This window comes from Caballeronia zhejiangensis (assembly GCF_022879815.1).
Lineage (GTDB): Bacteria > Pseudomonadota > Gammaproteobacteria > Burkholderiales > Burkholderiaceae > Caballeronia > Caballeronia zhejiangensis.
Genome location: NZ_CP084285.1, coordinates 418,154 through 430,384 on the forward strand (window position 1 = coordinate 418,154; position 12,231 = coordinate 430,384).

7 protein-coding genes are annotated in these 12,231 nt (G+C 66.4%); 2 read left to right on the forward strand and 5 right to left on the reverse strand.

What is annotated here, in order from left to right:
* Positions 1-3 precede the first annotated feature (3 nt).
* Both LDZ23_RS23000 and glgX read right to left on the reverse strand, forming a co-directional pair.
* A complete protein-coding gene (locus LDZ23_RS23000) occupies positions 4-1,593 on the reverse strand; it encodes an aspartate-alanine antiporter-like transporter (protein ID WP_008348513.1) in 1,590 nt (529 codons plus the stop codon).
* Between the two features lie 89 nt (positions 1,594-1,682).
* Positions 1,683-3,782, reverse strand: coding sequence for a glycogen debranching protein GlgX (gene glgX, locus LDZ23_RS23005; RefSeq protein WP_008348515.1), 2,100 nt, complete (start codon positions 3,780-3,782; stop codon positions 1,683-1,685).
* Positions 3,783-3,978: 196 nt separating this feature from the next.
* Here glgX and LDZ23_RS23010 point away from each other — a divergent pair, with 196 nt between their 5' ends.
* The gene (locus LDZ23_RS23010; RefSeq protein ID WP_033536293.1) at positions 3,979-5,715 is read left to right on the forward strand and encodes a SulP family inorganic anion transporter; all 1,737 of its coding nucleotides are present in this window, start codon (positions 3,979-3,981) and stop codon (positions 5,713-5,715) included.
* Here LDZ23_RS23010 and LDZ23_RS23015 read toward each other — a convergent pair.
* From LDZ23_RS23015 to LDZ23_RS23025, 3 genes are all read right to left on the reverse strand, one after another.
* The gene (locus LDZ23_RS23015; protein ID WP_008348519.1) at positions 5,697-7,373 is read right to left on the reverse strand and encodes a fatty acid--CoA ligase; all 1,677 of its coding nucleotides are present in this window, start codon (positions 7,371-7,373) and stop codon (positions 5,697-5,699) included. The genes LDZ23_RS23010 and LDZ23_RS23015 overlap by 19 nt on opposite strands.
* 16 nt (positions 7,374-7,389) lie before the next feature.
* Positions 7,390-8,514, reverse strand: a complete 1,125-nt coding sequence (locus LDZ23_RS23020) for a porin (RefSeq protein WP_244808226.1) — start codon at positions 8,512-8,514, stop codon at positions 7,390-7,392.
* 162 nt (positions 8,515-8,676) lie between these two features.
* Positions 8,677-11,352 (reverse strand): winged helix-turn-helix domain-containing protein, encoded by a 2,676-nt coding sequence (locus tag LDZ23_RS23025; RefSeq protein ID WP_008348523.1) that lies wholly within the window; start codon positions 11,350-11,352, stop codon positions 8,677-8,679.
* Between the two features lie 136 nt (positions 11,353-11,488).
* Between LDZ23_RS23025 and LDZ23_RS23030 the strand changes: the two genes are divergently transcribed.
* Positions 11,489-12,220, forward strand: a complete 732-nt coding sequence (locus LDZ23_RS23030) for a universal stress protein (RefSeq protein WP_008348524.1) — start codon at positions 11,489-11,491, stop codon at positions 12,218-12,220.
* The last annotated feature ends 11 nt before the right edge of the window (positions 12,221-12,231 follow it).

A 12,231-nucleotide genomic window follows, 5' to 3' on the forward strand; every position in this document is an offset into this window, starting at 1 on the left:
AGCCTAACCCGCGGCCAGCGATATGGCGATCTGCACGAATAACACCTTGACGATGGTCATCGACGGAAAAATCATCGCGTACATGATGTCCGGCTGATCCGTCGGCGCGACGCGGTTCGCGAACGCGAGGATCGCCGGATTGCCGGTCGCGCCGCAGATCACGCCGATCGACGTGTCGAACGGCAGCCTGAAAATCCACAGGCAGCATATCGCCGTGACCGCCACGAGCACGAATACCGTGATGATGCTGAAGACGAGCAGAATCGGCCCGGCGGTGCCAACGGTGTCGACGAACTTCGGCCCGCACGAAATGCCCACTTGCGCGAGAAAAATCGTGAGGCCGAGATTGCGCAAGACGAGATTCGCGGACAGCGGCATCACCCAGACGAACGGCCCGTTGCGGCGCGCCTTGCCGAGACACAGCGCGACCAGGAGCAGCGCGGCGAGACCCAGACTGAACGCGCCGAGGCCGGGAATCGGCAGCGGAATCGCGCCGGCCAGCAAGCCCAGCGCCGCGCCGATGCCGAGGCAGATGAAGCTCAGGTCCGCCGTGCCCTTGATCGAATCGCCGAAGAACGTCCGCATGGTCGCCTGATGCGCGCGATTGACGAGCAGCCCGACGCGATCGCCCGCTTCGAGGATGAGATCGGGCGTCGAGAGCATGTCCGCGTCGCCGCGCCGCACGTGCGCAATGGCGCAGTTCACGCCATCGGGAAAGCGGATGTCGCCGAGCGCCATGCCGACGACCGCCGGATTCGACGCGAACACGCGCATGTAGTCGAGGTCCTCGCGATGGCTCGTCATGCGGCCCGGCTGCATTTCGCCGCAGAGCGCGGCGGCTTCTTCGAGCAGACGGCGATCGGTGCTCGTGGCGAGCAGCACGTCGTCAGCGCGCAGCGTGAGGTCGGCGGCGGGCAACTGATTGTGATGCGCGCGCCGCACCGCCGCGATCGCCACGCCCGAGGGCAGCCGGCTCGACAGCTCCGACAACCTGAGGCCGACGAGGCCCGCGTTTCGCAGCGCGATTTCGGCCGTTTCGAGTATCTTCGCGGGCGGCTTCTGAATCTTTACCTTCAGCGCAACGTTGAGCAGATAGATGAGCAGGATCGGCCCGGCGACGCCGAACGGATAGGAAATGCTGTACGCGACGGCCGCATCGTTGCTTTTCATCGATGCGATCGCGACCTGCAGGCTCGCCGTGCTGGTTCCGCTGCCGGCGAACATGCCGAGCGCATCGGCGAGCTTGATGCCGAAGTGGATGAAGCCGCACGCCACGAGGCCCGCGACGATCACGCCGACGCACGCGGCGATGTTCGCCTTCATGCCCTCGCGGCTCGTTAGTCCGCGAAAGAACTGCGCGCCGTACTGAATGCCGATGCCGTATAAAAACAGCAGCAGCCCCAGCGTGCCGAGCAACGGCGGCGGTGCGGACTTCGGCGCGAACGCGCCGATCGCGAGCCCGACGAACAGCACCGCGCCGGAGCCGAGGGCCACGCCTTTGATGTTGATTTCACCGATCAGATAGCCCAGCGCGATCGTCAGAAAAAGCGCGAACAACGACTGATTCTCGAGGAAGGTTCTGACTGCATCCATGCCGCCTCCTGTGGGTGGACAAAGCAACTCGGCAGTACACGAACATTAAAGGCGCTTTGCGTCGCACAGTCCAGCACCGCCGTGCGCATTCAACGGGACTGAAGCACGACGACGCTGCGCGCCTCGACGCGGCACGCACCGCGCTCGACGAGCGCCGTTTCGACATTCGGAACAATGTCGTTCGGCGATTCGGCAGATGTATCGACGACGCGCAGCCAGCTCGAATTGTCCACCGCCGGCAGCGCGGCCTCGCGCGCATCGTCGTTCATGTTGAGGACGATGTGCAGCATCGGCTCGCCCGGCGCGTGGCCCGCGAGCGTGAACGCCACGAAGCGCGCGCCGGGGTCGTGCCACGCGGGCGCATCGAGACGTTCGCCGTGCCATGCGACATCGGGATGCGTCTGTCCGTTCGCCGGACGTCCCGTCAGAAAGCGTCGGCGGCGCAGGCTCGCGTGACGCTTGCGCAGCGCGATCATCTCGCGCGTGAAACGCAACATGTCGCGCGCGTCGTCGGAAAGTTGCCAGTCCATCCACGAAAGCGCGTTGTCCTGACAGAACGCGTTGTTGTTGCCGCGCTGGCTGCGCAGGAGCTCGTCGCCGGCGAGAAGCATCGGCACACCTTGGCTCAGCAGCAGGATCGCGATGAAGTTGCGCGCCTGCCGAAGCCGCAGTTGGATGATCGCGGGATCGTCCGTCTCGCCTTCCGCGCCGCAATTCCACGACAGATTGTCGTTGCTGCCGTCTCGGTTGTCCTCGCCGTTCGCCTCGTTGTGCTTCGCGTCGTAGCTGACGAGATCGGCGAGCGTAAAGCCGTCATGGCACGTCACGAAGTTGATGCTGTTCGCGGGCAGCCGGCCATCGTCCTCGTAGAGGTCCGCGCTGCCCGCGATGCGCGTGCACACTTCGCCGACGACGCCCGGCTCGCCGCGCACGAAGCGCCGGATCGCGTCGCGATAACGCCCGTTCCACTCGGACCAGTCCATGCCGGGGAACGTGCCGACGTGATAAAGGCCGCCCGCATCCCAGGCTTCGGCGATCAACGGCACGCGCGCGAGGATCGGCGATGCTTCCATCGCCCAGGGTAACGGCGGCGTGCGCAGCAATTCGCCGTGCTCGCCGCGAGCAAAGACGCTCGCGAGATCGAAGCGGAAGCCGTCGACGCCGAGTTCGCGCACCCAGTATTCGAGGCAACGCATGATGAACGCCGACACCAGCGGATGATTGCAATTGACCGTATTGCCGCAGCCCGTGTAATCGAGGTATCGCCGCGAATCGTTCGGGTCGGACTGATAGAAGGCGTCGTTGGCGAAGACCTTGAAGTGGATCAGCGGGCCGTTGTTGCCCGCCTCCGACGTGTGATTGAACACGACATCGAGCAGCACGCGAATGTCAGCCGCGTGCAATGCGTCGACGAGTTCGCGGAATTCCTGCGGCGCCCGCGCGGGCTCGACGCAATAGCGCGGATGCGGGCTATAGAAGCCATATGTGCTGTAGCCCCAATAGTTGCGAAGTCCGCGCTCGGCGGCGAAGGCGGGAAGGTCCTGTTCGTCGAAGGCCATCACGGGAAGCAGTTCGACATGCGTGACGCCGAGCGCCTTCAGATAGGGAATCTTTTCGATGAGACCTGCGAACGTGCCCGGATGACGCACGCCGCTCGACGCATGCCGCGTGAAGCCGCCGACATGCAGTTCGTAGATGATCGCGTCGTCGAGCGTGCGGATGTCCACGTCGTCGACGGGCCGATTCAACGGCTCCGTCACGATGCCTCTGAGCGACGCGTGTTCGGCGGCGTGCACAGCGGCGGCCTGCGCGCGATCGTAGAAGCGGTCGCTCACGCCGCGCGCTTGCGGATCGAGCAGTTCCTTCCGGCTCGCGGCTTCGTCGCTCATCTGGGGCACGTCGAGCGGGCCGTATGCGCGCCACGTATAGCAGCAACGCAGCGGCAGATCTTCGACGAACACATGCCAGAAGAAATACGTGCGGTTCGTTTCGCTCGTGAGCGCGATGACCTGAAACGGTTCGACGCTCTCTTCCGATGCGTACAGCAATAGTTCGACGCGCGTCGCGCGGCGGCAGAACGCGCAGAAGTTGACGCCGCCCGGCATGACCGTCGCGCCGAGCGGGAAGCGCGAGCCGGTCCGCGTGCGATAGCCCGCGTGATCGTGCGCGACTGCAGGAACATCGCTCATGGTCGTCTCCCGCTTCGCTTCGTCACACTGAGCAAGGATATGTGAGGCGTCGCGGATTACAAGTGGACGGCTCGGGCGCGCGTCGCATCGGCGGGTGTTAAGCGTTTCAATATTTCTGTCGGATCGTTTCATCCGCTTGACCCCATTCGGATTCCGGCTACAACGGAATCAGTGCACACGTTGCGTGGAATCGGTCATGCCATCCGAACAAACGTTACAAGAAGGCTCGAGCGGCGGCGGCGTGCAAGGCTGGTCGCGTCATGTGCCGTTGATCGCGTTGCTGCGCGACTATCGCGTGGGGTGGCTGAAGAACGACATCATCGCCGGACTCGTGCTGACGACGATGCTCGTGCCCGTCGGCGTCGCATATGCGCAGGCGTCGGGCGTGCCGGGCGTGTGCGGCCTCTATGCGACGATCGTCCCGCTACTCGCCTACGCGATCTTCGGCCCGAGCCGCATTCTCGTGCTCGGCCCCGATTCCGCGCTCGCCGCGCCCGTGCTCGCGGTCGTCGTGCTGAGCGCATCCGGCGATCCGTCGCGCGCGATCGCCGTCGCGGGCATGATGGCGATCGTCTCCGGTTTGGTGTGCGTCGTTTTCGGCTTGCTCAAGCTCGGCTTCGTCACCGAGTTGCTCTCGAAGCCGATTCGCTACGGCTATATGAACGGCATCGCGCTGACCGTGCTGATCAGCCAGTTGCCGAAGCTCTTTGCGATATCCATCGAAGATCACGGGCCGTTGCGCGATCTCGCGACTCTCGCCAAAGGCATCGCCGCTGGCCAGTCGAACTGGTACAGCTTCGCCGTCGGCGCGGCGAGCCTCGCGCTCATTCTCCTGCTCAAGCGCTTCGACAAGGTGCCGGGCATTCTCATCGCCGTCGTGCTCGCGACGCTATGCGTGAGCGTGTTCCATCTCGACCAGCGCGGCGTGAAAGTGCTCGGGACCATCCCGCAAGGACTGCCCGCGTTCTCGCTGCCGTGGCTGAGCGATGCCGATTTCGTGCGCATCGTGCTCGGCGGCTGCGCGGTCGCGCTCATCGCTTTCGCCGATACCAGCGTGCTGTCGCGCACCTTCGCGGCGCGCGCCAATACGCGCGTCGATCCGAATCAGGAGATGATCGCGCTCGGCGTCGCCAATCTCGCGACCGGTCTGTTTCAGGGCTTCCCGGTCAGCAGCAGTTCGTCGCGCACGCCTGTCGCGGAAGCGGCGGGCGCGCGCACGCAGATGACGGGCATCGTCGGCGCGGTGGCGGTGGCGGCCGTGCTGCTCGCCGGGCCGAATCTGCTGCGTCATCTGCCGAGCAGCGCGCTCGCGGCCGTCGTGATTGCCGCGGCCATCGGACTATTCGAGTTCAGGGATCTGAAGCGCATCTATCGCATTCAGCAATGGGAGTTCTGGCTGTCGATCTGCTGCTTCGCCGGCGTGGCGGTGTTCGGTGCGATTCCCGGCATCTGCATCGCCGTGGTGATCGCGGTCATAGAATTCCTATGGGATGGATGGCGGCCGCATTACGCCGTGCTCGGGCGCGTGGAAGGACTGCGCGGTTATCACGACACGATGCGATACCCGCAAGCGGAACAGGTTCCGGGCCTGCTGCTGTTCCGCTGGGACGCGCCGCTTTTCTTCGCGAACGCCGAGCTGTTCCAGCAGCGCGTGCTCGAAGCGGTGAAGCAGGCGCCGACGCAAGTCAAACGCGTCGTCGTGACGGCCGAGCCGGTCACGAGCGTCGATGTCACGTCCGCCGACATGCTGCGCGAACTGCATCGCGCGTTGCAGGAACGCGGCATCGCGCTGCATTTCGCCGAGATGAAAGACCCGGTTCGCGACAAGCTCAGGCGCTTCGAACTGACGCCGATCTTTCCCGATGCGTGCTTTCATCCGACGATAGGCAGCGCCGTCGACGCCTGGCTCGCCTGTCAGACGCCCGCCGCCTGAATGTCGGCGAAGCGCGCCCGGAGCGTCTTCTTGTCGATCTTGCCGACGCTCGTCTTGCTGATCGCGTCGATGAAGCGCACGTCGCGCGGCACCGCATAGCGCGAGATGCGTCCGGTTTCGGCGATGCCGCGCAGATATCGCGTGATCATTTCCTCCGTGATCGGCGCCGCGCAATCCGGCTTCTGCACGACGAGCGCGAGCGGGCGTTCGCCCCACTTCGCATCGGGCACGCCGATCACCGCGACCTCGGCCACGCCCGGCAACTGCGAGATCAGGCTTTCGACTTCGAGCGACGACACCCATTCCCCGCCCGACTTGATGACGTCCTTCGCGCGATCGGTGATGCGCAGATAGCCGTCGGCATCGACGTTGCCGATGTCCTGCGTATGCAGCGCGCCGCCTTCCCACAACGTCGCGGATGCCTCGCGATTCTTCAGATAGCCTTGCGTGAGCCACGGCGCGCGCGCGACGATCTCGCCGCACGTGCGGCCATCGCGCGGCGCTTCGCGCAGTTCGTCGTCGACGATGCGCAAGTCGACGAGCGGAATCGCGCGGCCCGTCGTGCAACGCAGGCGCACTTGCTCGTCGGCGTGGAGCGTGTCCGCGTGCGGGGGCAATTGCGCGAGACTCAGCAGCGGACCGCTCTCCGACATGCCGTATCCCGAGAACACGTCGATGCCGCGTCCGAGCGCCGCGCGCGCGAGTCCTTCGGTCAGCGCGCCGCCGCCGATCACGACCTTCCATCGGCGCAAATCGACGGCGTCGGCATCCGGGCATGTCAGAAGCATATGCAGGATCGTGCCGACGCAATGCGAGAACGTCACGCCTTCTTCCTCGATCAGACGCATGATGTTCTGCGGCACATAGCGGCCGGGGTACACCTGTTTCACGCCGAGCATCGTCGCGATGTAGGGCATGCCCCACGCGTGCACATGGAACATCGGCGTGAGCGGCATGTAGACATCGCCGCGATGAAAGCGCTGGCCGCTCGCCGGGCTCGCGAGCGCGGCCATTCCGGCAATCGTATGCAGCACGAGCTGGCGATGCGAAAAGTACACGCCCTTGGGCTTGCCGGTCGTGCCGGTCGTGTAGAACGTCGTGGCGCGCGTGTTCTCGTCGAAATCGGGAAACTCGCGCACGGGATCGGCGGCGGCGAGCATCGCTTCGTATTCACGCGCGAACCCGATGCCGTGCTCCGGAACCGCGACGCCTTGCTCATCGATCCAGATGAAAGTACGCACGGTTTCGAGGCGCGTTCTGATCGCGTCGATCACCGGCAGGAAATCGGTATGCACGATCAGCATGTCCGCGCCCGCATGATTGAGCGTGTACAGAATCTCGTCCTGCGAAAGCCGCACGTTCACCGATTGCAGGACCGCGCCCATCATCGGCACGGCGAAATAGCATTCGAGATAGCGATGGCTGTCCCAGTCCATCATCGCGACGGTGCTGCCATGCTTCGCGCCGAGCGCGTCGAGGGCATTCGCGAGGCGCGCGACGCGCTCCGTCATCGTGCGATACGACTGCCGCACCGCGCCGCGATAGACGATCTCCTGATCCGGCGAATTCGCGAGCGGCGTGTGCAGCAACTGCTTGATGAGCAACGGGTACGAATACGCGTCGGGCGCGGCGTGCGGGTCGAAATACGTGTCTTGCATCCTTGTCTCCAAATATTCAGAAGTTGTGGCGCAGGCCGAGCATGGCCGCGGTCGTCGACTTGCCCGGCGCGGTCGGCTGGCCGTAGGCGATCATCTGGTTCATTGTGCCGTTGTTGTCGACGTGGCCGACTTCGGCATACGCGAGCGTGCGCTTCGACAGGTTGTATTCCGCGCCGATCGCGAATTCCAGCGAGTGATTCGACGACTGGTTCGTGTCCTTGATGTAGTAGACGCCGGTCGTCACGTTGAGATTGGGCGCGAAGCGATAGCCAAGACCGCCCGAGTACATGTCGAAGTTCGCGCGATCCGAATCGGCGGGGTTCTTGCCGTTCGCGTAGGACATCGAGATCGAGAAGCCGTGCGTCGTGTACAGGCCGCCGAAATACATCATGCGATTGTTGTTGAGTCCGGTGGGCACGGAGCCGGGCGCGGGATTCGCGTCGTGGCCGTTGTAGTAGACAGCCGTCAGCGTCAAGCCGAAGTTCGAGTACTTCAGCACCGCCGATTCGCGCGTGCCGCCCTGAAACTGTCCCGCCACGCCGCCGGGCGCGTATTCGAGCGATGCCGACAAACCCGCATACGTCGGCGACTGATACACGAGCGCGTTGCTGTCGTAGAGCGCGCCGATCGAGCCGTTGGTGCTCGTGCCGGGCCAGCCGGCCGCCGTGTTCATGCCGAGCCATGCGGTCAGCACGCTGCCGAAATACTGCGCGCGGCGCACGTCGGTGTCGTACATCGCCCAGATCATCGGCACGATCTGGCGGCCCGCGTTGAAGGTGCCGAACGGGCCGGACACGCCGATCGTCGCGTATTGATTGAACATCGCGGTGGCGCCGGGCGTATCGGAGAGGCCGGTCTTGCCGGTGCCCGAATCGAACGAGCCTTGCAGCTTCACGTTGATGAAGTAGCCGCCGCCGAGATCTTCGCTGGCCTTCAGGCCCCAGACGCTCGAATAGATGCCGCCGTCCTTGAAGCGATACACCTTCCCCGTGTCCCGCGCGTTGCGCGCGAAGCTCGCCGCCGACGCGCTCTGATACATGAGGCCGGCGTCGAGCACGCCATAGAGCGTCACGGTGGATTGCGCATGCGCGCCGCCGGCGGCCAGCACGAGCCCTGCGGCAGTGGCGAATCTGAGCTTCATCGAGTCTCCTGATCTTGTTCTGGATGCGCCGCGCACCGATAGGGTCGCGGCGTCAGGAGGCAAGAATACGCATCGGCCAAGTGCCGAACCCCTCTCACGGAGAGAGGGGTAGGGATTGCGAGAGAGGCGGGAAAACCCTGCTGAAAACGCTTGAAAAAGGCGCTATTGCACGCCTTCGAGCAGGCCGAGCGCGATGGCGCGGCGCACCGCGTGCTTGCGCGAACTGGCGTCGAGCTTGCCGAAGAGATTCTTCAGATGCCACTTGACGGTGCCCTCGCCGACCGCCGCCGCGAGCGCGATTTCCTTGTTGCTCAAGGTGCGCGCGAGCAGTTCGAGAATCTCGCGCTCCTTCGGCGTGAGGATCACGCTCGGCAACGCGCGCGGCCCGCCTTCGCCCGAACGCGGCGGCACGCGCACGACATGCGGCGGCACGACCGGGCGCTCGCCGGCATCCACGCCGCCCGCTTCGCTCACGCGCCGCGCCCAGTCGGCGAGACCGGGATGCGCGTCGATCAACACGCGCCCGAGATGATACGTGCGCGCGAGGTTCAGCGCTTCGAGAAACGGCGCGTGGCCGTCGCCCGTCGCGCGTTCCTGGGCGAACGCGCGCAACGCCATCAGCTCGATGCGCTCGCGTCCGCGCTTCATCGTCGCGGCGATCTGTTCCGCGCGCGCGAGCGGTTCGACCGCAGCCGGCCAGTCCTGACGCGCGAGCGCCGCGCCGCCGTGCGCCATCGTCTGCAGCATCTGCACGGAGCGGCTCCAGATCGGCCCGCGCGTGGCGATGTGTTCATCGACGATCGCGTCGATACGCTCGACGAGCGCATCGCAGGTCTGCGCGCGATAGCGTCCCGCATGCGCGCTCACCTGCTCCGCGAGGCTCGTCACGCAAAGACGCGGCAGATTGCGCGCGACGCCCATCGCGTAAAGCATTTCGAGCAGATCGAGCGCGCGATGCTCGTCGCCGCGCAACGCCGCGATGCGCGCCGCCGTGCGATACGCGAGCACGACGGTCTCCGGCAACGCCGCGCGTTCGAGCACGTCGAGACGGTTGGCGAGCAGCGCGGCGGCCTCGTCGATGCGATCGTCCTCATACGCGATCGACGCGCACGTCGCCGCGAACATGCACGTCAGCGGATGACGCCGCCCGAGGTCTTCTTCGGCGCTCGCGAGCGCGGGCAGCAGGACGCTTTCGGCGAGCTTCACCTGTCCTTCCTGAAGCCACGTCAGGCCGACCATGTGATCGCCCCAGCGCACGACATAGCCGAGCCCCTTGCCGATCTGCGCGCGCGTCACCGCCTGTTGCAGACGCCGCGCCTGCGCCGGCTCGCCGAGCAGCATCGCGCGGGCGGCGAGGCGGTTCGCATGCGACTGCGCGAGCCACGAGTCCTTGGGCGGCGGCGTCTGCGCCCACGGCTCGAAAAGCGTCAGGAAGCGGTCGGGATCGTCGGCGTACCACGCGGCCGCGCTCAGGATCAACGCGCATTCGTAACGCAAGGCGTCGTCCGCACCCGGCGATGCAAGCACGCGCTCGACCTGACGCTGCGCCTCGTGATGACGTTCGCCCAGCGCGAGCGCCCACGCGACCGCCAGACACAGGCGCGGACGCTTTTCCAGTTCCGCTTCCGGCAGACGTTCCAGCCACTCGAGCACGGTGCCGAGCTGGCCTTGCTTCACGGCGTCGTGCAGCGACTGCTCCGCGAGTTCGTACGCATGTTCGCGCTCGCCCGCCGCATGCGCGTGGCGCGCCGCCTGTTCGAGCATGCCGCGCGCGCCGAGCCAGCGCGCCGCGCGCCGATGCAGTTCCGCGCGCGCATCGTCCGCGAGCGCGGCAAAGCGCGTCTGCAGCACGTCGCGCACGAGCGGATGCAGGCGGCACCAGTCGCTCTCCTCCGCCGTCACGAAGACGGGCGTATCGCGCGTGAGACGTGCGAGGCGTTGCGGCGCGTCGGCGTCGCCGGTCAGGGCTTCGCACAAGTCGGGGTGCAGCACGTCCACGACGCTGATGTCGACGAGCAGGCGTTCATCGGCGGATGACAGCTCGCTCAACAGCGCCGCGACGAGCGGTTCGCGCAAGCCGCGCGGGCCCGCCGCGAGATTGTCGAGCGCCGTGCGCGGGTCCTGCGCGCGCGCCATCGCGGTGAGCGCGAGTTGCAGGCCGAGCGGCCAGCCGCCGGTGATTTCGAAGAGGCGCGCGGCGGCATCGGCGTCGACGCGCGCGCCGAAACGCTGCGTGACGAGCGCGATGGTTTCATCGACGCGAAAACGCAGCGCGTCCGGCGCGACGAGTTCGGCCTGTCCGTAGGCGAGCAGTTCCGCCGCGGGCTTGTCGAGCCCCTGCCGGCCCGCCGCGACGATGCGCAGATTCTGCGGCGCGTTGTGCATCACGTAATCGAGCAGTTGCGCGCCGGGTTCCGGCAGACGATCGGCTTCGTCGACGATCAGCACGACATCGAGCGATAGCTGCGCAAGCTCCGCCAGCCACGCGGTGGCGAGATCGAACGCGCCGGCGGGCACGCCCGGATTTTCCGCGATGAGACGCCCGAACGAGGGCCGCGCGCAGCATGTCCGGATCGCGTGGACGAGCGCGCGCAGGAAGCGCTCCGCGTCGTCGCGATCGTCGGCGAGCAGCCACGCGACCGCCGCGCCGTGCGCCAGAAACTCGCGCCGCCATTGCGCGAGCAGCGACGTCTTGCCGTAACCCGCGCCGGCCTGCACGAGCACGATCTGGCTGCGTGCGGTGTCGGCGTTCAAACGGGCGCGCGCGAGCAGCCCGGACGGCGCGCGCGGCGCCATCGTCTTCAGCACGAGCTCGGTGGATGGGGAGTCGGTGGGCATCGGTAATTTTTTGTCTTCCATCTAGGATGGTTCGGATCGCGCGCGTGCGTCAAGCCCCTCCCGCCGCGAGAGGGGCGCTCGGCCGCCGCCCGCACTACGATTCGATCAACCGTGCAATTGAAACCGAAGGATCACCATGTACCGACATCTGCTCGTGCCCGTCGAGCGCAACGACGCCAGCGTCGAGGCGACTGGCCATGCGGCCGAGCTCGCGCGCTCGCTCGGCGCGCGCATCACGTTCGTCAGCCTGCATGCGGGCGCGAGCGACGATGCGGCGCAGCATCGCCGGATCGCGGCCGCCCTCGCCCGCGCCGAAGCCGCCGCTCGCGCGCACGGCGTGCCGGCGACGGTGCTCGGCGTGCAGGGCATCGATTCGGCGGCGGCGAACGATTACGACCTCGTGTGCATCGCGCAAGGCAGCGCGGTGCCGCCCTTGCCGGGCGTGGCCGTGCTGATCGCGCCGAGCGACGCGCGCCCGATGGTCACGAAGGCGGCGGGCGCGCTGCTCGCCGTGCATCGGATGCGCTCGGACGCTTACGACGATGCGCTGCGCACTTCGCGACCCGATGCGCGGACGATCGAGCGTCTTCGCGAAACACATCACGAAGAAACCGCGCTGACCACGGCATTGCGCGAGCGCACATCGACGCTCGATGCCGAACTCGACGAACTCGCGCGCCTCGCCGAACGCGAAGCGGCGCTGCTCGCGCGCGTCGCGGCATCGATCGCGAATGGCGAGGTCATCGACGACACATTGCTTGCGAGCGCGCGCTTCGCGTGCGAACGCATGGGACGCATCGAAGGCGTCGTGCTGCCGGCCGCGCGCCGCTATCTGCGCGACGCCGACTGGAACGCGCTCGCGCGCTGAACGCCATACAG

What these genes read in the sequence shown, in the direction of transcription:
- LDZ23_RS23000 (WP_008348513.1), bottom strand. Translation starts at nt 1,593, where the DNA reads ATGGATGCAGTCAGAACCTTCCTCGAGAATCAGTCGTTGTTCGCGCTT.
- glgX (WP_008348515.1), bottom strand. Translation starts at nt 3,782, where the DNA reads ATGAGCGATGTTCCTGCAGTCGCGCACGATCACGCGGGCTATCGCACG.
- LDZ23_RS23010 (WP_033536293.1), top strand. Translation starts at nt 3,979, where the DNA reads ATGCCATCCGAACAAACGTTACAAGAAGGCTCGAGCGGCGGCGGCGTG.
- LDZ23_RS23015 (WP_008348519.1), bottom strand. Translation starts at nt 7,373, where the DNA reads ATGCAAGACACGTATTTCGACCCGCACGCCGCGCCCGACGCGTATTCG.
- LDZ23_RS23020 (WP_244808226.1), bottom strand. Translation starts at nt 8,514, where the DNA reads ATGAAGCTCAGATTCGCCACTGCCGCAGGGCTCGTGCTGGCCGCCGGC.
- LDZ23_RS23025 (WP_008348523.1), bottom strand. Translation starts at nt 11,352, where the DNA reads ATGCCCACCGACTCCCCATCCACCGAGCTCGTGCTGAAGACGATGGCG.
- LDZ23_RS23030 (WP_008348524.1), top strand. Translation starts at nt 11,489, where the DNA reads ATGTACCGACATCTGCTCGTGCCCGTCGAGCGCAACGACGCCAGCGTC.